Genomic DNA, 21,906 nt, shown 5'->3' on the forward strand with positions numbered 1-21,906 from the left:
GAAAGGACTGATATGAAAATCACACACCAACCCATACTCCTCGGCGCTGTGCTCGTGAGCGCACTCGCCACCCCCGGCGCTCACGCGCAGGAAAAGACTCCGGGCTTCAACAACAAGATCCCCGAGAAGATCATGACGCCCGACAAGGTGGAGTCCCGCCTCGGGACGCTCGACTTCGTCGATGGCATACCCACCGCGGAAACGACGCAAAAACTCTACGACAATCTCGACCACATGCGTGGAGTGGAGGTCTTCCTCAATTTCATCCCCGCCGCGTCCATGGAAGGGCTGCGTCTCGGTTCTCTCGAATACGGTGCGACCAAGAGCAATCAGGCCATCCTCTTTGACCAACTGATGGACTCCAACCCGCTTTACCTCACGGGCAATACGGACACGGTTTATTGCATGTCCTTCCTCGATCTGGAGAGGGATGGTCCCACCGTCGTCGAGATCCCGCCAAAGTGCGGCCCCGGCACCACGGACGATGCCTACTTCCGCTTCGTAATCGACATGGGCGGCCCCGGCCCCGACGCGGGCAAGGGCGGCAAATACCTGATCCTTCCGCCGGACTATAAGGGTGATCTCAAGCCCACCGCGGGCACGGACCAGGCCGAGGTCGACGGCGAGAAATATTACGTCGCACAATCCACCTCGTACGTGAATTGGGTTCCGCTGCGCGGTTTCCTCGAAGACGGCAAGCCCGATGCCGCCGTCAAGATGTTCAAGGACGGCTTCAAGGTCTATCCGCTCGCGCAGAAGGACAACCCGCCGAAGATGGAGTTCATCAGCGCTTCCAAGAAGCCGATCAACACCGTCCACGCCAACAACTTTGAGTTCTTCCATGAGCTGGACAACGTGATCCAGAAAGAGCCGCTCAACTTCCTCAATCCGGAACAGCGCGGCCTCCTCGCAGCCATCGGTATCGTCAAGGGCAAGAAGTTCGCGCCCGACGAGCGGATGAAGAGAATCCTCACCGACGCCGTCGCCGTCGGCAACGCCACCGCCCGCGCCATCTCCTTCCGTGATCGCGAAAAGAAAGCGCCGATCTACCCCGGCAGCGCATGGCATTCCTTCTTCGCCGTCAGCGATTACCAGTGGATCGACCGCGAAATGGAGGGCGCAATGAACCTCGATGCCCGCACCAAGTTCTTTTACGGCTACACCGTCAACACGCCCAAGATGATGATGAAGCTCGTCGGTGCTGGCTCACAATACGGCGTTGCTTTCGGCGACGCCGACGGGCAGCCGTTCGATGGCGCGAAGACTTATACCTTCAATGTTCCCGCCAATGTCCCCGCCCAGCGGTTCTGGTCGGTGGTTCTCTACGATCCGCAGACGCGCTCGGAACTCCAGACCAGCCAGCCGTTTCCCGGCAAGAACAACACGCGCGACAAGCTGATCACTAACGCCGACGGGTCGGTCGATTTCTACTTCGGCCCCAAAGCCCCGGAGGGCAAGGAAGCCAACTGGCTCGCCACCGTCCCCGGCAAGGGCTGGTTCATGGTCTTCCGCCTCTACAGCCCGCTGGAGCCGTTTTTCGACAAGTCCTGGCGGCTGGGCGAACCGAAATTGGTGAAGTGACACGACAGGGAACCAAACAAACATAACAGCGAAAGGACTGATGATGAAGACGACCTACTCAAGACGTGAGGCCCTCAGGGTCGCCGCACTCGGAATCATCGGGGGAGGCGGCGCGACGACGCAGGCGCAAGCACAGGAGCCCGACGCCATGAAGACTCCCGTCGCGGATCCCAAGGCCATCAAAACCCGTGTGGCTTCGTGCAATTGTGGACAGCTCAGCGTGACTTGTACCGGCCCCGACCCAGACCGGGTCGTCATGTGCAACTGCTTTTTGTGCCAGAAGCAGACGGGCAGCCCGTTTTCTCTCCAGGCGCGATTCCCCAACGAGCAGGTGAAGATCGAGGGCAAATCGACGGCGTGGAAGTTTCCCATCGAGGGCGCGGGGCGGACTAAGTATCGCACCTGCGCCGGCTCGGACGGGCTCAAAACGGATTCTGCCGCTGATCTGGTTACGTCTCATTTCTGCCCCGTGTGCGGGTCCACCGTTTACTATTACCGAAAATCCGATCCCGCCCGGACGGGCGTGAAAGTCGGGGCTTTTGCCGACCCGACGTTTCCGCCGCCGATGGGTTCCGGCTTCGAAGAGTACGCACATCCGTGGACGAAGAAGCTCGCGGACCTTCCGATGCCGTTGGGACATGGCAAGTAGCTACGGGCGAGCCCCTTCCGCAAACCACCCAAAACGAAAGGACTCATTTTGAGAACATCACACCTGCCAGAACTCATCGCCGCCGCGCTGATCGGCGCGCTGGGCAGCCCCACCGCAACGGCACAGGCCGCCCCGAAGATGAAGATGTCGACGGACATTCCTGCGTCCATCACCACGCCGGACTCGGTCGAGACTCGCCTCGGCACGCTCAAGTTCGACGACGGCTTCCCGGACGATGCCACCGTCCAGAAGGTCTATGACAACCTCGATTTCCAGCGCGGAGTGCAGGCGTTCCTCACCGGCATGCCGGGCGCTTCGCTGGTGGCCATGCGCCACGCCCTGCGGGAACTCGGCGCCGTGAATGGCAAGACGATCCTCGTCTCCGAGACGCTCCTGGATTCCAAGGCGATCTGGCTCACGCCAAACGCCGATACCGTTTACGCGGTGAACTGGATCGACCTGACGGACGGCCCGGTGGTGATCGAGAGTCCTCCCGAAGCCCTCGGCATCTTTGACGACGCCTGGTTCCACTACGTGGCCGACCTCGGATTGCTGGGGCCGGACCAGGGCAAGGGTGGCAAGTTCCTCTTCCTCCCGCCCGGCTACAAAGGCGAGGTGCCGAAAGACAAAAAGGATGGCGGCGAATACTACGTCTTCAAGTCCGCGACCTTCGGGAACTGGTATCTGTCGCGCGGATTCCTTGTCGATGGCTCACCGGAGAAGAGGGCGGATATTATCAAGAAGCACACGCGTATCTATCCTCTCTCACAAGCCGCTAATCCACCGGAGCAGAAGTTCACCAATTTTTCGGGCACTCCGCACAACACGGTTCACGCGAACGACTTCGGGTTCTACGGAGAACTCAACCAGCTTGTGCAGGATGAGCCGAGCGAGGCAATGGACCCCGAGACGATGGGTCTCCTCGCCTCGATCGGTATTGAGAAAGGCAAGCCGTTCGCGCCCGATGCGCGGATGAAGAAGATTCTCACCGAGTCGGCCGCGGTGGCCAACGCTACCGTCCGCGCCATGCTCATGAAGTCCCGGGACCCGGGGACCTTCTACTACCCGAACAGCGGGTGGAGCAACCCGCTCCTCATCGGTGGTTACGAATTTCTTCAGCAGCCCGGCGTGCGCGCCCTCGATTCGCGCAGCGCCTCCTATTATTATTTCACGGGGAGCACCCCGGGGATGTCCATGAAGATGATCGGCAAGGGTTCGCAGTACGCCTACACTTTCGTGGATTCCGAAGGAAACCGGCTCGACGGTGCCAAGAACTACAAGCTCCACCTGCCGCCCAATATCCCTGCACAGCGCTTCTGGGCGATCATCGTCTACGACACTCAGACCCGGTCGGACCTCCAGACCGACCAGACCTACCCGAGCTTGGGCAGCCAGACGAAAAGTCTCGTCGTCAACCCCGACACCTCGGTGGATATCTACTTCGGACCCGAGGCTCCGGCGGGCAAGGAAGCGAACTGGATTCAGACCATTCCCGGCAAAGGCTTCAACCCCATGCTGCGCCTCTACAGCCCGCTCGAGTCGTGGTTCGAGAAGACCTGGCGGCCGGGCGAGGTGGAGCTGGTGAAGTGAGCGAAGTTCCTACCCCTCACGCCCTCCTTGTGTGCAGGCGGTATCGAGGTGGCCTACTAGCTCCTTATGCTTCACCTCAGTCCGTTCCCTCGAATACCTCGCCACCGGCCACAGGGACGAGGGGTGCATCTTGCTAAAGTCCTGATCGGCCATCCCTCCCCGAACCTGCCACTGCCTCACTCCGATTATTCCACCATGAATCGTAGGCACGCATTAGCGGCCGTCGCTGCGCTCACCCTTTCGTCCTCGCTCCGGGCCGCCGGGGAAGATGTACTCGACCCCGAATCCTGGCCCCGCTCCTGCAAGGTCGGCGGAGCGGAGATCGCCATCTACATGCCGCAAATCCTTGAGTGGTCGGAATTCCGTCATCTCAAGGCGAATGCCGCGATCGGCGTGAAGCTGGAGGGCAGTGCCGAGGCGAGCTACGGTGCTGCGGCCATTGAAGCGGACACCATCACCGACTTCGATCGCGGCAGTGTCAGTATCGGTAAGCGCACCGTGAGCGGATTCCGCTTCCCGGAAATGGATGCCGCTACCGCTGCCCAGGCAGAGGCACTGGTCCGCTCCGTCCTCGCGCCGGACAGTTCGATGGAACTCCCGCTCGATGCCATGACCGCGGCTGTGGATCGTGCCGATGCCAGCACTGCCGACACCCCGGTAAGCTTGGAGCCGCCGCCGACCTTCTTCAGCGATTCGCCCGCCGTGCTCGTTGTTTTCATTGGCGAGCCGAAGCTGGAGCCGGTGAAGGGCGACGATCCCTCGCTGATGTTCGCCGCGAACACGAATTGGGACCTGTTGGTGGAGGGCACGGACTACTACCTCCTCGCCGGCAGCCAGTGGCTTGTCACCAAGGACCTCTCCAAGGGTCCGTGGACTCTCGCTGCGGGGATTCCCGATTCCTTCAAGAGGCTGCCTGACGACGGCTAATGGAGCGAGGTGAAGTCCAAGCTCTTCGTGCTGCCGGGTGCGACCACCGTGCCGAAGGTCTTCGTCTCGAACCGGCCCGCGGAAATTGTTCTCACCGAGGGCAAGCCGAAACTGGCGCCGATCTCCGGGACCTCGCTGATGTATGTCGCCAATAGCGAGAGCGACCCCTTTCTGGATACTCCGACAGCACGCCGTTGATCACTGCCTTCGACTCAATCGCCATGCGAAGTGGCAACCTGACTGCGGAATTCAGGGTGGACAACATCCCCGTGGAATACCTGCAGAACCTTGCGCCGGTCTTCGCCGGAGATCCCATCACCGCCTCTGGAGCGACCTCGGGCATTTTCTACAGTGATAGCATCGCAGCGGATGCAAGTGACGCGAACGCGGGCGATACGCTGACCTTCTCGAAGGTCAGCGGGCCGGGCTGGCTGACCCTTGCTTCGAACGGTGATATCTTCGGAGATCCCGCGGACAGCGATGGCGGGCTCAACAGCTTCAGCTTGCGCGTGACGGATGCCTCAGGTGCCACGCAACCACCAACCTGCAGATCGCGGTAGCGTTCATCGCATGGACCAATCCCTCGGGTGGATACTGGACCAACGTCGGCAACTGGAACGGCGGCACCATTGGCAGTGGCACCGGGTACACCGCCAACTTCGCCACGCTGAACCTGACCGCGGATGCTACCGTCACGCTCGATAGCGCGCGCACGATCGGCAGCCTGATCTTCGGTGATACAACGCCCAGCCACAACTGGGCGCTTAACACCGGCAGCGGCGGTCCGCTCACGCTCGACGTCGCAAGCGGCTCTCCGCTGATCACGGTCAACAATCAGACGCGCCATTGTGGCCGGCAGTGACGGACTCACCAAGGCCGGCGCTGGCACGCTGGTGGCTCAGTGGCAACAACACCTACTCGGGCGGCACGACCGTTTCCGGCGGCATCCTTGCCATCGGTCATGTCAACGGGCTGGGAAGCGGCATTGCGAGCATCGGCAACGCTGCGGGTCAACTACCTCTCCGCCACTCCGACGCTCGCCAACATGCTCTCGGTGGTGATAGGCAACAATGCGGTGCTCGACCTGATCGGCAGCGGCTCGGCGAACAATACGCTGAACCTCGGCACCGGCGGTCTCAACGTGAACGGCACCCTGCGGGTCACCCGGTCCTCCGGCAACACCGGAGGGACCAATTTTTCCACTGCACTTGCGGGTTCCGGAATCCTGGAAATCGGCAACACGCAGGCCGGCACGGAACCGGCTCCCGTCTCCGGCTCGCAAGGGCGCTGCACCTTCACCAGCCCTACGGCCTATGATGCCTTCACCGGCGACATCCATGTCCTCAGCGGGGGCAACTTGTGCCTCTTCAATGGGAACCTCAGCGGTCAGGATGTCACCCTTGAGGCCGGGGGGTATCTCAGCCTGCTGGGAACCGTCACCACGGTGATCGGCGACTTGAACGGGGGAGGATCGGTTACCAAGAACAACTCCGCGAACACAGCGACGCTGAGCGCCAGCAGCGGAAACTTCTCCGGCGTCATCGCGCAGAATCTGTTGCTCGCCTCCGGCACCGTCGCCGTTACCAAGACCAGTGCCGGAACGCTCACCTTGGGCGGAGCCAGCACCTAAACCGGAGCCACCACCGTCAGCGGCGGGATCCTGAGTATCACCGGTTCGCTCGGCGCGACCACCACCACCGTGCAAAGCGGGGGCACCCTCGCTGGCACCGGCACGCTCGGAGACGCGGTCACCGAGCAAAGCGGGGGCACCCTCGCCCTTGGAGTGAATGGCACCGGCACCCTGACTCTCGGCAGCAAGGCGCTCACCTTGTCCGGCACTACCGCGATGCAGATCGGCCGCACCGGCAGCGTGCTCTCCACCGACAAGGTGAGCGGCATCACCACCGTTACCTACGCTGACACGCTGTTAGTCACCGATGTCGGAGCAAACGCGCTGCAGAACGGCGATTAGTTCCAGCTCTTCAGCGCCACCACCCGTAGCGGTAGCTTCAGCACCATCACGCTTCCGTCGCTCACAGCAGGGCTGTATTGGAACACCAGCCAGCCCGCGGTGAATGGGACCATTGCGGTGACGGACCTAGCCCCCGCCGTCGTCGTGGATCCCTACGTCCTCTGGGCCTCGGCCCACGGACTCGACGGATCCAGCGACGATCACGACCACGATGGGATAGCGAACCTCCTTGAGTTCTACCTCGACGGCGACCCGCTGGCTGCCGACGGCTCCATCCGTCCGCTCGCGACCGTGAATGACACACACCTGGTGCTGACCTTCAGGCGCCGCGACGATGCCGAGGCTCATGCTGGCACCGGGTTCGTCCAGTGGGGATCGGACCTTGCCGGCTGGACGGATGTCGTCCTCGGAGCATCCACTGCCGGACCCGATGCCCACGGCGTCATGGTGGAAGTGATCGAGAATGACGCGGTAGCAGATGACTTCACCGTGACCATTCCGCGGACTTTGGAGACCGACGGAATGCTCTTTGCCCGACTGAAGGTGAGCGAATGATTTCCTGGCTCGTCGAAACGGTCGGCCGGCGGTACGGATTTCGCCGGTCGACCCTCCCCGCGTTAGCAAGCGGGTTTCGCGGAAAGCCGGTCAGGAGAGTGTAGTCGCTCACGCTCTTCCGTCCGTGCCAGGATGGGCTTCCGTCCCTCGAAGGGTTCGGGCGATGTTCGCAATTCACCAGTGGCGATGATCGCACTCAACAACCGGCCTCCAGCCGCGTAGAATGAGGGCGATGAATATCGGTTGCTTTGCCTTGATCCAGCCCTTTGCCGGGATGCGCCGGCAGTTCGAATTGATCCGCGAGATGGGGTTCCGTTTTGCCGATCTCACGGACAATCATGACGGGGCTACCCTCGGCACCGAGTACGGCTTCTCTGCTTCGTTCAGCCTCGATTCCCACCCGGCCACGATCTTGGACATGGTGCGGGAAAATGGACTGACCCTCACCAGCGTCTGCGCGCACGCCAACCTCCTCGATCCTACCTCCCCGGATCGCTACGCGACGACCCAGATCATCAAGGCGATCAAGCTCGCGCATTTCCTGGGGGTGAAGCAAGTCATCACGACCGAGGGGGATCCCAAGACATCCTTCGGCCACAAGCTTACCGACGACGAACGCCTGTTCAGCATCCGCGAGAAGCTTCACGAGCCGATCCGCTGGGCCGAGCAGCTCGGGGTCGAATTGTTGCTGGAGCCTCACGGCATCCTGACCGACACGGTGGAAGGCATGAGCCGCATTCTTGATGCGCTGGGACACGAAGAGACCGTCGGGATCAATCTCGATACCGGAAACTCATGGCTCGGCGGCGGCGATCCGCTCGCCTTCGTCAAAACCTTCGGGTCACGCATCAAACATGTGCATTGGAAGGACATGCCCGCCGAGTGGATCCCGAAGCGGGGTACCCTGTTCGGCTGCGGCATGGGCCTCATTCCGCTCGGCGATGGGGTTGTCGGCATCGAGCCGATCGTCCAGGCACTGCAGGAGATCGGCTTCGACGGGCCGACCACGCTTGAGATCGCTGGCGAAGCGGCGGTAAAACTTTCCGCGGAGCGCTTGCAGGCATGGAGCCAACAGGAAGCATACGCATGAAAGCATTCCACCTGCTTGTCGTCTGGGTCGCTGCGCTGATCATGCCGCTTCATGCGGAGCGGCTGCCGGTGCTGATCATCGACGGTCAGGACAGCCATCACGATTGGAAAAAGGTCACTCCGACGCTCAAAAGCGCCTTGGAGGAAACCGGCCGTTTTTCCGTGGAGGTTTTCAGCGCCTCTAACGACGCAGCCTGGACGGCGGGCGCTCCGGATTTCAGCCGCTACCGCACGGTGGTTCTCACCTACTGGGGCACGGATTGGCCCGGTCCGGTGTGGGCGAGCTTCGAGAAATACATGAAAAACGGCGGCGGGCTCGTCGTGGTCCATGCCGCGCTGGCGACCTTCCCGAAAAATGAGGAGTTCAACCGCATGATTTCGGTAGGCTGGCGCAATGCGGGACAGGGCAAGCGTGTTGGTTTCGACCAAAACGGCCGGGCCATCTCCGATCCTACGGGAGGAAATTCCAGTCACAACGCGATCGGCAACTTGATCGTGGATACCCGCATCGCGACCCATCCGATCATGGCGGGTTTTCCCAATCACTGGCAGCACGGACCCGACGAGCTTTACCACACTCTCCGAGGCCCGGCGCGCAATCAGCAAATCCTTGCCACCGGCCTCTCGTCCTCCACCAAGGTCCACGAGCCGGTGTTGTGGACGGTGGCTTATGAAAAAGGCCGCGTGTTCTGCACCACCCTAGGTCACGACACCCGCTCGACTACCAGTCCCACCTTCAAATCCAGCTTCAGCCGCGGTGCCGAGTGGGCCGCCGCCGGCGCGGTGACCTTGCCCGTCCCTCCACAGCTCGCCGCGGCTGGCAAGGAACCAAGCCGTGCTACCATCGAGAGCCATATCGACCCGAAAGTCGCAGTCACCGGTCCTTATGCCGCGGTCAAATTGCCTATCAAAAGCGGTCCTTTGCTACACAACCCGACCGCCATCACCTCGACCCCGGAGGGGCTCCTGTTCGTGTCCAACTACACCGGTGAAATTCTCACCATCAAGGACACCGATAAGGACGGTCTTGAAGATACCACGACCCTATTCATCAATGCCGCGGAAATCGGCCTTCCCCGCGGCCAGACCGTGCCGAAACCCGGCATCGTCCCCCCTGGCCCCGGCCTGCGTTACCCCACCGGCATGACCTACAAGGACGGTTGGCTCTATGTCGGATTCACCCAGGAAATCCGCCGCTTCGAAGTGAAAAAGGACGGCACCTGCGGCAAGCATGAAACCTTTGCCAGCGGCTGGCCCTACACCATGCATGCCTTCGATTGGACCTTCGGCGTGAAGTTCGGCAAGGACGGCCACCTCTACGCCATCCTCTGCACCGATTACCTCAACGGCAAGCCCGCACCGGATCCAAAGGGATTGCGCGGCTCGATGTTGCGGATCAGTCCCGATGGCAAGACCATCGAGCGCTTTGCCTGCGGTTTGCGCTTCGCCTACGATCTCGCCATTAACGAGGCGGGCGACATCTTCTTCACCGACAACAAAAGCAGCGGCAACCCCACCGAAGAACTTAACCATGCCGTGAAGGACGGCAACTACGGCCACCACCCCAAGAAGCCCGTCAGCCCGCCAACGCTTCCGATCCTGGACGTCGCCTCCGACGCCTCGCCGGACGGTTGTGAATTCAACCCCACCACCAACACCCGTTTCGGCAACACCGCCGGCGACCTGTTCATCGCCTGTTGGGGCAATGACGGACGTTGGGAGAACGGCGGCATTGCCCGAGTGCGTCTGACCAAGGACGCCAAGGGAACGTATGATGCGGTGGAAGAAGTCTTTTCCAAAGGCCCCGGAAAAGTTTCCGATCTGACCTTCGCACCGTCCGGAGACATGTATGTCGCGCGTTTTGGCCAGGAAGCTCCTGCCGAGCACGCCCCCTTGGCCACGCCCACCGGCGACGTCTATCGCTACATCCATGCCCCGTGGGTGAATGCACAGCAAACCCAGCCGGCCACCAATCCTTTGGTCTCGCTTCCCGGCGTTCCAGAGAAAGGCAAGGAGATCTTCACCCAGCGCAGCTGCGCAACTTGTCACACCGTGGATGGCAGCGGCAACAAGCTCGGCCCGGATCTGCACAACCTCGGCCTCACCATGGACCGCGCTGGCTTGCGCGAATCAATCGAGAATCCTGCCGCGAACATCAAGACTGACTACGACACCGTTCAAGTGACGAAAAAAGACGGCTCGGAGCTTGTCGGTCGCATCGACTCCTCCGATGAAGAAAAGATCGTGTTCGTCACGGCTGGAAGCACGGAAAACATTCCTCGCAACCAGGTTCTCAAGACCGCCATCATTCCCGGCTCCTTGATGCCACCCGGTCTTACTGCCGGGCTGGATGAAGCCGCACAAAATGACCTGCTCGCCTACATCGAGTCGCTCGGACGGGAAACGGCCGTGCGCCTGCACGCCGGTGGTGAGTTGGTCAAAGTGGCTGACAAGACCTACTCCTCCGACACCGCCTACCACAGTGGCAGCTACGGTTTCATCGGGGGCCAGACCATCACTGGCAGCGAAATTCCGGAAATCAGCACCTGCCGCTATGGAGATTTCTCCTATCGCTTCGATGCCTCGGACGCCGAGTATGAAGTCACCCTAACCTTCGGTGAGTGGTGGATGCGAAGTCCGGGCCAACGGGTGTTCAGCGTGTCGGCGAACAAAAGGGAGGTCATCAGCGATTTGGACGTGGTCAAGGAAGCGGGGTTTGGCAAGCCGCTGACACGAACCTTCCGGGTCAAAGCCAGCGGCGGCGCCATTGTTTTGGACTTTCAAGCCAAAGCAAACAATCCGATGGTAAGCTTGATCGAGGTCAAAGCTGTCAAACCGTCCCCATAGGTCTCGTTGTCCCCATGCCTCACGCGCGCCCAATCCCGTCGTATGCCGATCAGGAGCGTGTCTATATTGCCGACCGCTGCGAGCCGCTCATCTTCGCGGCACGGGCGGGGGAACTCGAGTTGCATGCCGTGGGCCGCCATGATTATCCCGGCGAGAAGCTTTCCGATAACGAATTGGTCGGCCTGAGCAGCACCGGCTTCTGGAATGCCGAGCACGGCCAGCAGTGGGGATTGCCAGAGCACCGGAACGAGGGCATCGAGTTCACCTTCATGGACACGGGACAGGTCCCCGTGCGGGTCGAGGGGCAGTCCACCACGCTTCACTTCGGCGAGTGCCTCATCACCCGGCCTTGGCAGCCCCACCAGATCGGCGATCCCCATGTTCCCACCGGGAGACTGATCTGGTTGATTCTGGATGTCGGTGTGCGTCTGCCTCACCAGGAGTGGTCGTGGCCGTCGTGGATAGTCCTTCACCCACCCGATCTTGAGGAACTCACGCGCTGTCTGCGGCAGAACGAGCAACACTGCTGGAAGACCAGCCCGGAGATCCGACGCTGCTTCCAGTCCCTCGCGTACGCGGTGCAGCAGCCAATTCCCGCCGGACATTCGGCCATCATCGTCAGCGTCAATGCGCTGCTGCTCGCGCTCTTGGAAATGTTCCGCTCCAAGAGCATCACGCTCGAGGAGTCGCTGACCGACAGCCAGCGGGGGGTGCAGGTCTTCCTTGATGACTTGCGTCACTGCTGCGGAAAGTCATGGGGCATCGAAAGCATGGCAGAGAGTTGTGGGCTGGGTACCACCCGCTTCGCCCATCACGTCAAACTGCTCACCAACCTCACCCCTGCGGGTTATCTCACCCAGTGCCGCCTGGAGTATGCCCAGGCGCTGCTACGGCAGACGCCGCCGGTGCCGATCGGGAACATTGCCCGCGAATGCGGGTTCTCCTCCGGTCAGTACTTCGCCACCGCTTTCCGCAAATGGACCGGCCTTGCGCCCGAAGAGTGGCGCAAGACGCAAGCATAAGATCCCGGCCTGCGATCACTTGAGGCGACGGCGGCGCAGGAGCGCAAGCGCGCCCAACCCACCCAGCAGGCAAGGAACGGACGGCTCGGGAATCGGCGTCAGCGACATCGCGCTGATATACGGGCTCTTGTCGCCCGCGTCCGTGCCGCCGATGAGCGACAGGGAGATGCCGTTTGCGTCGGCCATCACGTCGAACTCCAGCACGCTGCTATAGTGGTTTGCGGCGTTGGTCACCACGTTCCAGTTGGTGACGTAGGGGGTGCCGTTCGCCGAAACGTTCATTATCCGGATGGAGTTGCCGGCGCCGATTCCGATCGACAAAAGTTCCACATGATAAATCTGGCCGGTGGTGGCGACGGAATTGGGAATGACTACCGTCAATGTCCCTAACAGGGAGAACAACCCGCCGCCGTCATTGGCGATCTCGTTCCTCTCCGCGAGGTCGGTACCCGAATAGCCATAGCCCCAGCTATACGCATTGATGTCCTGAACCCGGGCCACTCCGCCGTTTTCGGAATTGGAGATGTTGATCGTAGGTGCTGTGCCTGAGCCGGGGGATGCCGCGCCGGTATTGGTCACCGCCTCGACGCGCACGGTGGAAAGCGCGCCGGAGGAATTGATGATGTGATCCGCGCCCTTATTGAAGCCCCACGCCACGGTGCCAGCGGTCGTGTTGTCGAGGAAGGTGGTGAAGCCCGCGGTGCGGCTTTCGGTGGCACCGTTCAGCAGCACCATCGCGGCCGAAGCGGGCGAGGAGATCGCCGCGAACGAGGCCGCGATGATGGCAAGGAGTGGGAGGGTTGCTTTCGCTTTGGTCATGGATTTGGGATAGGTGGAATCTTTTAGCTGAAGACTTCGTTTGGTGATATTTCGATGTAGCCCAGTGGGGAAAATCGAACGTGAGCGTCCGCCTGACTTTCATGCGCGCGAAGAGCTTGGCCCTGTTACCCGCCAGCGCTTTCGGACTCCTCACGGTGACGAGATCGAGAGCGGCATCCAGTTCCTCGGCGGTGATCGTCACTTTCGACTCAATCATCAGGTTGGAACTCAAGCGCCGCGCGGATTGCTCCGCGCGGCGCTCCTTCTCCCTTCTTGACCTCGACGGGAATTCATTTCGTTCGCTGCCCGCGAACCGGAAGGCTCAAGGCGTCACTTCCACCCGAAGGCGGGCGAACTTCGCGGTGTCCGGTGTTTGCGGAACCGTGAGGGTCACCGTGTCGGTGCCATCGAGGTTATCGATTACGGTCACCCCGCCGCCGGTGACGTCTCCGACGGTGAAGTTCAGCGGCCATGCAGCAAGCGTGGTGCCCACGTCGATGAAGACGTCGGTGTCCGGGGTCCTCGAATCCCGATCACGCAGGAAGGTGAAGACGAGGTTGCCGCCGGAGACCGAAGCGGTCGGAGCCTTGCCCGCGTCCTGGCTGGTGGCCAATCCGCCTAGGACGTATTCCACACCGTTGGCGATGCCGTCGTTGTCGAAGTCCTGATCGGGGGTTTGCGATGGCGCGTTGATGCTGGCCCAGGAGCTGTAACCGGCGACAGGCGCGAGAGCTTCGATGGTGACGGCATTGCTGTCGTCATAGCGGATCTTGAAGGTGTTGCTGCCGATCACCACCGTGGCTTCCTCGGCAAGCCCGTCGAACGTGCCCGTGAGGTTGCCGGTGTAGGTGATGAGCGTCAGCTTGGTGCCGAGTGTGACGATCGCGGGGTTGCCAGCGATATCGGTCGCGACGAGGGGCCCGTCCAGGTCGACGTCGCCAGTGACCTCGACAAGGTCCGCAGTGGGGCTGCCGGATGAGTCAATCTCGGTGGCGAGTGTGCCGCCGGATATCGTGAGGGCTCCCGTTGCGAGAGTTCCGACGGATCCCCCTGGAGCGATTGTACCACCGGTTTCCACAGTGACATCCCCGCTGATAGTCCCCATGCCGCCGAGCGTGGCGGTGGAATGGACGGTTACGGCACCCGTTCCCGTGGCCGAGCCCGTGGTATTGTCCGCCAGCAGGGTGCCGGCATTGATCATGGTGCCGGCCCCGTAGCTATTCGCGCCGGAGAGCGTCAGGATGCCGGTGCCGATCTTGGTCAACGCCACCGTGCCACTGCCATTCTCGATGGTGCCGCCAAACGCATTGGTCGCATTTGATTGACCGAGCGTGAGGGTGACGTCTCCGGCGGTGTTGCTGGTGACAGTGCCGGTGCCAGTGAGGCGGTTGAGGCTTTCGCTGTGCCCGAACAAATCCAAGGTGCCGCCACTCATGTTCACGAGGCCGTAGCTGGTCCCGGCTGAGGTAAGGCCGTAGATCTGGTCCGTGCCGGATCCCGTCAGCTTCACGGTTGCGCCCGTGGCAATATCCGTGATGGCCGCCACCGCGCGGATTGAGGCACCCGTTTTGTCGAGGAGCAGGGTGCCCGCTGCCACGTTGACAACCAGAGCGCTATCGTCAGCGGTGCCCGTGAGATTCAGCGTTCCGGGCCCTTGTTTAGTAACGACTCCGGCACCGTTGCCGACGAATCCGCTGTTGATGGCCAGGGTCGTGCCGACATCGGTGATTTCGATGGCATTGCCTGCCGTGGTGTTGTTGGCACTGTAAGCGCGCGTCGTCGTGGTGGTAGCACCAACGGCCGTGTATTGGAGCTTGCCGCCATTGAGGGTGACACTTCCCGTTCCAAGGTTGCTGGTTCCAGCATCCGCGATTACGCCGACGCTCAGGATGCCGCCACTGACGGTGGTGTTGAGGTAGGAGTTGCTGCCGGTGAGGGTCTGCGTGCCGGTGCCGACCTTGATCAGATTGAGACCGCCGGTGGTGATCAGCGAAGGGCCCAATAAGGTCGCACCATTGGAATTCGACACGATATTGCCGCTGAAGGTTCCGGAGCCGTTGTTGACACCCACGGAGAAACTGTGAGTCAGGTAGCTGTTGCCCAGCGTGCCGGTGCCGGTGAGCGCGTCGAAGACGACATTCTGCCCGCGGATGTCAAAGGTGCCCCCGTTGACCACATCAAGGCCGGCAAGGTTGCCGGTATAGTTGGCGGTGAGTTGGTCGTTGCCGACTCTGCCGACACCTGAAACCCGCAGAGTCGTGCCGGCCGAACCGGTCATGGCTCGTTGAATCGTGAAGAAGGCTCCGGTGCCGTTATTGTTCAATTCCAACACGCCACCGGCGATGGCGATTGGCTGGAGAAAGTTCCGTGTGGCGACTGCGGATGACGAAATGGCCAGCGTGCCGGCACCGGATTTCGTAAAGGTACCAGGACTAGCACCACCACCACCAGTATGAGTCCCGCCGCCTCCCGCCAGGATCGTCAATTGGCCGTTCACCTCGGTGATGTCGACATTTGCCGCGCCATCATTGGTATAGAAATCACGGGTATTCGTGGTCGAGGTAGCCGTCGTGCCGGTGTAGCGGAGCGTGCCTCCCTTTTGGACCGCTATGTAGTTAGAACCGCCCGAGCCATTGCCCAGTTGCGCGCCATTATTGATGGAGACCGTGGTGGCACCACCGCTCTGCCCGATGTAGAAGAATCCAGTGTTGGTGTTGGTTCCGGTGAGAGTGACGGTTCCAGCGCCGTTGAAGTTCAAGCTGCCGGCCCCGCTGATGGCGCCGCCAAGGGTCAAAACTTGGCTGGCGGCGGCGGTGAAAACCGTCGCGCCCGCACTGATGGCGGAGTTGATCGTGGCACTCGCATTGGTGGCGACCGTTCCAGTAAGCGCGAGCGAACTGCCGGCGATGGTGTAGCCTGCCGTATTGAAGGTGATCCCGTTTGCCGTGATTCCCGTCGTGAGATTGACCGCGCCGACACCGGTGGCGTCAAAGATGGCGGAATCAGGCGTGGCGTTGTTCCAAGTGGAGCCGGTCCAGTTGGCGGTCGCCGTGTCCCAGTTGTTGTCCACTGATCCGCTCCACGTCAGGCTGGCTGAGTAAGCATGGGAACCTCCAAGGAGCGCGACTAAAAGCAGCGGCTTGGAAAGTGCGGTTCGAGAATTGAAGGGGCGGACACGATGTGTGAGGTCGTTCATGGGTTTCGGAGTTTTTAATGAGGAGGTGATTGTCGGATAGCGGGGGCTTCGAACCGGCGATCATAGCGCGGAAAATCCCTCGGGATATTTCGATGAAGCTCAGTGACGAAAATCGAACGCCTTTGCCCCGACTGATCAGGTAAACCGGGCCTGCAAATGGCGGGTGCTCATTGGGAGCAGCTAAAGAGTCGATCTTGCACGTCTCAAGGCAGACAGATCTCGGAGTGGTAACATTGCCCAGCCAACGACCGGCTGCATTTCGCGCCTCAGCCTGTTTTATGCGACCTCGTGGGCGTTCGCCGTAGCGATCGAAACGTGTGGAAATCAGAAAGGAGTGGCCGAAGTCCGATCGTCCAAGTTCGATTTTCGTCACTGGGCAACATCGAAATAGCACCCAACGCCGTCCGCTGATTAAATCTCACCCTCGCACGTCCCTCTTCATCATTCCCATCCCCGGAGGTGAAATGGATGCTTGGGACGAGACGGCGGGCCCGATTCCAAATTCAATCCCACTGGCAGGCCCTCTCGTGGATAGCCACTCTGCCCCTGAGGAAATTTATCGATCTCACTGTGAAAAAACAGCTCATCGCTCTGATTCTTGTCCTTGCTTCGGTGTTGCTGCCCACTCCTGTTAGGGCTCACGGCATCGATGTCCTGGTCTTCAGCAAGACCACCGGTTTCCGCCACACTTCGATCCCGGCAGGAGTCACTGCGTTGACGGAACTGGGAGCGGCACACCATTTTGGAGTCACTTTCACCGAGAACTCGGCGGAGTTCATCTCCCAACTTCCCAACCACCAGGTGGTGGTGTTCCTGAATACGACGGGCGATGTTCTGGATGCCTCCCAGGAAGCCGCCTTCAAGACATGGTACCAAAATGGCCGCGGTTTCGTCGGCATTCATGCCGCGTGCGATGCCGAGACCGGCTGGCCGTGGTTCATGGATATGATCGGCGCCAAGTTTTCGGGTCACCCCGCAATTCAAACCGCCGAGGTGAAATTTCTCGACCGGGTGCACCCGATCACCAACGTGATCGACCCGGCGACGGGACAACGGATCGAGCGCTGGTCACGCAGCGACGAGTGGTACAATTTCACCGCCAGTCCGCGCGGTAAGGCACACGTGCTGGCGGTTCTCAGCGAGTCAACCTACACCGGTGGCGCACATGGTGACGATCATCCGATCGCCTGGTGCCGGGACTTCGACGGCGGGCGGTCTGCCTATCTGGGAATGGGTCATACCGATGAGACCTACAGCAACGCGATTTTCGGGGGATTGCTGACGAACGCGATCGAATGGGCGGGTGGCGAAATCCCGGCAGACAGCGATGCTCGATTCACGCGAACTACGAAAAGGTCGTGCTCGATCGCAATGTTTCTTCCCCCATGTCGCTGGACCTCGACTCGAATGGCAATATCTACCTCGTCGAACGCCGGGGCGCGGTGAAGCGGCACAACCCAGTGACAGGTGTCACCACCACGATTGGCACGATCAGCACGTATAGCGGCGGCGATTTCGGCCTTCTGGGAATTGCCCTCGATCCCGGCTTCGACCCCGATACTCCGGCCTCCCAGCACCTCTACATCAACTACTCGGTGAACCCGGCAACGGCCACCGATACCCGTTTATCGCGGTTCACCCTCAATGCTTCCGGCAACCTCGACCTCATGAGTGAAAAGATTCTTATGGAGGTGTATGTGAATCGTCCGTCCACTTACGGTTACAACGGCTATCACCAGAGTGGCTGCCTGCGCTTCGATGCCGCCGGGAATCTATGGATCGGCTGCGGAGACAATACGGACGCCTCGCAGTATAGTCCGCGCAATGCCGGCAACATCATGCTGGATGCCCGGAAGGGCTCGCCCAACACCGCAGACCTGCGCGGTGGCCTGCTGCGTATCAAGCCCGCGATCGGCGGGGGTCCACCCGAGCACCCGAACTACACGATCCCGGCGGGCAATCTGTTCCCACTAGGAACGCCTGCCACCCGTCCGGAAATCTACACGATGGGCGCGCGCAACTGTTTCCGCTTCTGCATCGACCCTCACACCGGGTGGGTTTACTACGGCGATGTCGGCCCCGACTCGAGCGTGGATGCTTTCGGAGTGGCGTTCGGTGGGCCGCGCGCTCATGACGAATTCAACCAGGTCCGCAGCCCGGGATGGTTCGGGTGGCCGTATTTCATCGGGGACAACAAGCCCTATTTGAACGGCTCAGCAGTCCCATGGACGATGAGCAGCCTGCGCAGCGACCTGGCGAGTTACTTCACCGAGCCGACCTTTTTGAACAACGGCGGCGTAGCCGGCAACCCGGCGCTGCTGCCTGACCCGACTCCCGCGTGGATCTGGTATCCCTATGGCGCGGCGCCGGCCCAATTCTCGGAATTCAACAGTCCGAATGGCGGCCGCTGCGCCTTGGCGGGTGCGGTTTACAAGTATCAGCCGGGCAACAACTTCCCGGCTTACCATGACCGCACTCTCTTCCTCATGGAGTGGTCTCGCAACGAGATCCAAGAGGTCAAGACTGACGCCGCCGGGGCGATTCTTGAAATCACCCAGTTCGCACCGCATCTGAACTTTTCGAGACCGATCGACATGGTTTTCGGCCGCGACGGCGCGATGTACGTGATCGAATGGGGCGACGATGCCTGGGGCGGCGCTTCTGCCGACACGGCACTGGTCAAAGTGCGCTATACCAAAGCCAATCTCACACCGAGCGCGATCGCATCCGTAGATGTGAGTTCGGGCACCCTGCCGTTGACGGTCAATTTCAGCTCGGCGGGAAGTCTGGACCCCGAGGACGAAGCGGGAGTGACCTTCGCCTGGGATTTCAACGGAGACCAAATCGTCGATTCAACCGAACCGAATCCGCAGCACATTTATACCACGGCGGGGACTTACAGCGTGCGCCTGAGTGTGACGGATACCACGGGTCTTGTCGCTTTTGACACCGTGGTCATCTCTGCCGGAAATCATGCCCCCGTTCTCAGCTTCAATGAGCCGGTGAATCAGGGCTTCTTTGACTGGGGCGACACGGTGGGCTTCGCTTTCTCAGTAACAGACGCCGAAGATGGCAGCAGTGATGCCGGCCAGATCACGAAGGACGATGTATTGTTGGAGGCCTCGCTTGGGCATGGCGACCATCAGCATACGGAGATTCAAGCCAACCTGTTGGCTGGAATCGCCACCACCCCCCGGGATGAAGGTCATGCGTTTGATGGGGATCTCGCCTACGTGTTCGATGGCTACTACACCGATCGAGGCGCGCCGGGTGTCGAACCGATCACCGGCAACACCAAGGCCGTCCTCCAGCCGAAGGTCAAGATGGCCCAGTTCTTCGACAATCAATCCGGTGTCCAAATTGGAACAACGGCGGACGCGGTAGGCGGGGGCGACGACGTGATTTCCATCGACCACGGGGACTGGATCATGTTCCGCGACTTCAACCTCGCGAACATCGATGCGATACGCCTGAGAGCCGCCTCGGCTGTCGGGGGAAGCATGGTCAAGGTGCGGCAGGACTCTCCCACCGGCAACCTGTTGGCGAGCGTCAACGTGGGATCCACCGGGTCTAACTCGGTCTATCAGGACTTCACCGGTCCGGCATCTGGCTCGCTTGCAGGAAACCACGACCTGTATCTCGTCTTCGAAAAAACCGCGGGCGCCAGCGATTTGATGCGGCTGAACTGGATCAACTTCCGGGGCAATGGGGTGACGCACAGTTCACAGAAACCGGCAGTCCAAGGTGTCGATGTGCTTGGGACTAACCAATTCCGCCTGAACTTCGACCAAGCCGTGGACGCCAGCGGACTCGGTAGCATGAGCAGCTACGCGATCAACAACGGTGCCACCATTTCCGGAGTCACGCCGGCAGCGGACCAGCGGTCGGTGACTTTGACAACTTCCGGCACCAGTGCGGGCACTTACTACACGGTGTCCCTGAGTGGCATCGAAGATCTTGCCGGCGATCCCATCAAGCCAAACTCCTCGGTACTGCTCGTTACGCCATCGGTGCCAATCCTGGGCTTCGCCTGCGGCATCAAGTGCGGCGTGACCGGTCCGGAAGGACTCTACATCGATGGGCAGGGCCGGGTCTATTACCCCGACCGCTATGTAGTCGGCGGCACCCCGTACAGCACGACGACCGCGATCGCCAACACCGTGGACGATACGCTCTACAGGACCGTACGCCACAACACCGGGTCGCTGACCTATGCGATTCCCGTCCCGGAGACCGCCGACTATGAGGTCACGCTCAAGTTTGCCGAAATCTACTGGTCGGCAAATGGAAAGCGCGTGTTCGACGTCAAGGTGGAGGGTGCGATCGTCCGGAGCGGATTGGACATCCATGCGACAGCGGGCGGGAAGGATATCGCGGTCGATCTTTCCACCACAGTCAGGGTCAGCGACGGCTTTTTGACGATCACTCTGGACAACGCCACCGTCGACAATCCGATGATCAACGCGATCTACGTCGAGCGAGCGGGCACCTTCAACAACGTTCCGCACTTGGCTTTTGGCATCAATGCCGGGGGAGCAGCTTACCAAAGTGTAATCGGCCAGACCCCGTATATGGCGGACGCGTTCTACGCGCCGACGGGGACCGTGACCACTTACACTGGGACCTTCACCGGTTCGGGAGGCGATGACATCCTCTATCGGAGCGACCGCTATAACAACGGCAACATCAGTTGGCAAATTCCCGCCCGGAACGGTCGCTACCAAGTCGTCGCCCAGTTCGCGGAAGCTTGGTCGGGCGCAAGCACGCCTGGCGTGAGGAACTTCAATGTCCTGCTGGAGAATCACCTCCAGCAGCCTGCTCCGCTGGACCTCACGGCCGTGGCTGGCTATCGAACGGTCTATGAAATGACCCGAACCGTCACTGTTTCCGACGGCACCCTGTCGCTGACCTTGGAGCAGAATCCGGGTGGCAACAATCCCAAGATCAACGCGATCAAGATCACCGGCGACCCAACCGGCGGGCTGACGATTCCCACTGGATTCTTCACCTGGTTGCAGGGCTATCCGGAACTCGGGATGAGCCCGGTGGGAGATACCGACCACGACGGCGTCGACTCACTCTTGGAATATGCATTGGCGGGCGATCCGCTGGTTGCGGACACCGGAATACTGCCGCGCCTTTTGATGGACGGCACCGGAGCCTGCGAACTCAGTTTTAATCGCCCGCAAGGAATAACGGATCTGGCCTATGATCTGGAGGCTTCTGGTGACCTGACATCCTGGATTGAGATCACTCCCGCCATTTTTGTCCAAGACCTCGGCAACGGGACCGAGCGCCTCACCTACAAGAATCTGCCCGCAGCCGCGGACGCCGGAGGCCTCAACACGGACAGGAAGAGCTTCTTCCGCCTCCAAGTCGGGTTAATCCCGCCGGGCTGATCGCTTCGACTCGTGCCACGACGGTGCAACAGAAGGCGTGTAAATCTCGATCTAAGGAATACAACGTCTCTCGTCCCTCGCCTTGCTGCTATTCTTGTCCTGGGTTGTTTAGGGGAAGTTTCCCAGTCTGCCGCCGCCCATTCCTGGCGCGGCTTTGTCTGTGGTTTGATGCTCCGGGCAAGTCCTGCCATGAATCCTGTGTTGGGTAGCAACCATTCCAGAGACTTCTCGATGACTCTTTGGACGAACGATGACATAGA

General features: G+C 60.9%; 16 protein-coding genes and 1 pseudogene. 15 read left to right on the top strand and 2 right to left on the bottom strand.

Annotated features, from left to right (window positions below; translation table 11 throughout):
• The first annotated feature begins 12 nt into the window (after window positions 1-12).
• From OKA05_RS24260 to OKA05_RS24315, 13 genes and pseudogenes are all read left to right on the top strand, one after another.
• On the top strand, window positions 13-1,581 hold the full coding sequence (locus tag OKA05_RS24260) for a DUF1254 domain-containing protein (protein WP_264489798.1): 1,569 nt from the start codon (window positions 13-15) through the stop codon (window positions 1,579-1,581).
• A 43-nt stretch (window positions 1,582-1,624) separates the two neighbouring features.
• Window positions 1,625-2,230 (top strand): GFA family protein, encoded by a 606-nt coding sequence (locus tag OKA05_RS24265; protein WP_264489799.1) that lies wholly within the window; start codon window positions 1,625-1,627, stop codon window positions 2,228-2,230.
• A gap of 48 nt (window positions 2,231-2,278) precedes the next feature.
• Complete coding sequence (locus tag OKA05_RS24270) at window positions 2,279-3,820, top strand: DUF1254 domain-containing protein (protein WP_264489800.1); 1,542 nt, start codon at window positions 2,279-2,281, stop codon at window positions 3,818-3,820.
• Between the two features lie 195 nt (window positions 3,821-4,015).
• Window positions 4,016-4,747 (top strand): hypothetical protein, encoded by a 732-nt coding sequence (locus tag OKA05_RS24275; protein ID WP_264489801.1) that lies wholly within the window; start codon window positions 4,016-4,018, stop codon window positions 4,745-4,747.
• A gap of 9 nt (window positions 4,748-4,756) precedes the next feature.
• Entirely contained in the window at window positions 4,757-4,945 is a 189-nt protein-coding gene (locus OKA05_RS24280; protein WP_264489802.1) for a hypothetical protein, read from the top strand.
• A 23-nt stretch (window positions 4,946-4,968) separates the two neighbouring features.
• Window positions 4,969-5,307, top strand: a complete 339-nt coding sequence (locus OKA05_RS24285; RefSeq protein WP_264489803.1) for an Ig-like domain-containing protein — start codon at window positions 4,969-4,971, stop codon at window positions 5,305-5,307.
• A 298-nt stretch (window positions 5,308-5,605) separates the two neighbouring features.
• A pseudogene (locus tag OKA05_RS29495) lies at window positions 5,606-5,704 on the top strand (autotransporter-associated beta strand repeat-containing protein); the annotation flags it as partial.
• Between the two features lie 4 nt (window positions 5,705-5,708).
• Window positions 5,709-6,377 (top strand): hypothetical protein, encoded by a 669-nt coding sequence (locus tag OKA05_RS24290; protein WP_264489804.1) that lies wholly within the window; start codon window positions 5,709-5,711, stop codon window positions 6,375-6,377.
• A gap of 69 nt (window positions 6,378-6,446) precedes the next feature.
• The gene (locus OKA05_RS24295; RefSeq protein WP_264489805.1) at window positions 6,447-6,719 is read left to right on the top strand and encodes a hypothetical protein; all 273 of its coding nucleotides are present in this window, start codon (window positions 6,447-6,449) and stop codon (window positions 6,717-6,719) included.
• 117 nt (window positions 6,720-6,836) lie between these two features.
• The gene (locus tag OKA05_RS24300) at window positions 6,837-7,274 is read left to right on the top strand and encodes a hypothetical protein (protein ID WP_264489806.1); all 438 of its coding nucleotides are present in this window, start codon (window positions 6,837-6,839) and stop codon (window positions 7,272-7,274) included.
• Between the two features lie 232 nt (window positions 7,275-7,506).
• Complete coding sequence (locus OKA05_RS24305; RefSeq protein ID WP_264489807.1) at window positions 7,507-8,364, top strand: sugar phosphate isomerase/epimerase family protein; 858 nt, start codon at window positions 7,507-7,509, stop codon at window positions 8,362-8,364.
• Window positions 8,361-11,210 carry a ThuA domain-containing protein gene (locus tag OKA05_RS24310; protein ID WP_264489808.1) on the top strand — a complete coding sequence of 950 codons (2,850 nt, stop codon included), beginning with the start codon at window positions 8,361-8,363 and terminating at the stop codon, window positions 11,208-11,210. Before OKA05_RS24305 ends, OKA05_RS24310 begins: the two co-directional genes overlap by 4 nt.
• A 14-nt stretch (window positions 11,211-11,224) precedes the next feature.
• On the top strand, window positions 11,225-12,232 hold the full coding sequence (locus tag OKA05_RS24315) for a helix-turn-helix transcriptional regulator (RefSeq protein ID WP_264489809.1): 1,008 nt from the start codon (window positions 11,225-11,227) through the stop codon (window positions 12,230-12,232).
• 15 nt (window positions 12,233-12,247) lie between these two features.
• Here OKA05_RS24315 and OKA05_RS24320 read toward each other — a convergent pair whose 3' ends face one another.
• Together OKA05_RS24320 and OKA05_RS24325 are read right to left on the bottom strand one after the other, a co-directional pair.
• Window positions 12,248-13,051: a hypothetical protein gene (locus OKA05_RS24320; protein WP_264489810.1), complete on the bottom strand. Its 804-nt coding sequence runs from the start codon at window positions 13,049-13,051 to the stop codon at window positions 12,248-12,250.
• A gap of 322 nt (window positions 13,052-13,373) precedes the next feature.
• Window positions 13,374-16,247, bottom strand: a complete 2,874-nt coding sequence (locus OKA05_RS24325) for a beta strand repeat-containing protein (protein WP_264489811.1) — start codon at window positions 16,245-16,247, stop codon at window positions 13,374-13,376.
• Window positions 16,248-16,817: 570 nt separating this feature from the next.
• Here OKA05_RS24325 and OKA05_RS24330 point away from each other — a divergent pair.
• A complete protein-coding gene (locus tag OKA05_RS24330; RefSeq protein WP_264489812.1) occupies window positions 16,818-17,693 on the top strand; it encodes a ThuA domain-containing protein in 876 nt (291 codons plus the stop codon).
• Window positions 17,633-21,646: a malectin domain-containing carbohydrate-binding protein gene (locus OKA05_RS24335; protein WP_264489813.1), complete on the top strand. Its 4,014-nt coding sequence runs from the start codon at window positions 17,633-17,635 to the stop codon at window positions 21,644-21,646. Before OKA05_RS24330 ends, OKA05_RS24335 begins: the two co-directional genes overlap by 61 nt.
• Window positions 21,647-21,906: the final 260 nt, after the last annotated feature.

Source organism: Luteolibacter arcticus (assembly GCF_025950235.1).
Lineage (GTDB): Bacteria > Verrucomicrobiota > Verrucomicrobiia > Verrucomicrobiales > Akkermansiaceae > Haloferula > Haloferula arctica.

Bases quoted from the DNA above. Each gene is read 5' to 3' on its own strand.
- OKA05_RS24260 (WP_264489798.1), top strand. From the start codon at position 13: ATGAAAATCACACACCAACCCATACTCCTCGGCGCTGTGCTCGTGAGC.
- OKA05_RS24265 (WP_264489799.1), top strand. From the start codon at position 1,625: ATGAAGACGACCTACTCAAGACGTGAGGCCCTCAGGGTCGCCGCACTC.
- OKA05_RS24275 (WP_264489801.1), top strand. From the start codon at position 4,016: ATGAATCGTAGGCACGCATTAGCGGCCGTCGCTGCGCTCACCCTTTCG.
- OKA05_RS24285 (WP_264489803.1), top strand. From the start codon at position 4,969: ATGCGAAGTGGCAACCTGACTGCGGAATTCAGGGTGGACAACATCCCC.
- OKA05_RS24290 (WP_264489804.1), top strand. From the start codon at position 5,709: ATGTCAACGGGCTGGGAAGCGGCATTGCGAGCATCGGCAACGCTGCGG.
- OKA05_RS24305 (WP_264489807.1), top strand. From the start codon at position 7,507: ATGAATATCGGTTGCTTTGCCTTGATCCAGCCCTTTGCCGGGATGCGC.
- OKA05_RS24310 (WP_264489808.1), top strand. From the start codon at position 8,361: ATGAAAGCATTCCACCTGCTTGTCGTCTGGGTCGCTGCGCTGATCATG.
- OKA05_RS24315 (WP_264489809.1), top strand. From the start codon at position 11,225: ATGCCTCACGCGCGCCCAATCCCGTCGTATGCCGATCAGGAGCGTGTC.
- OKA05_RS24320 (WP_264489810.1), bottom strand. From the start codon at position 13,051: ATGACCAAAGCGAAAGCAACCCTCCCACTCCTTGCCATCATCGCGGCC.
- OKA05_RS24325 (WP_264489811.1), bottom strand. From the start codon at position 16,247: ATGAACGACCTCACACATCGTGTCCGCCCCTTCAATTCTCGAACCGCA.
- OKA05_RS24335 (WP_264489813.1), top strand. From the start codon at position 17,633: ATGTCGCTGGACCTCGACTCGAATGGCAATATCTACCTCGTCGAACGC.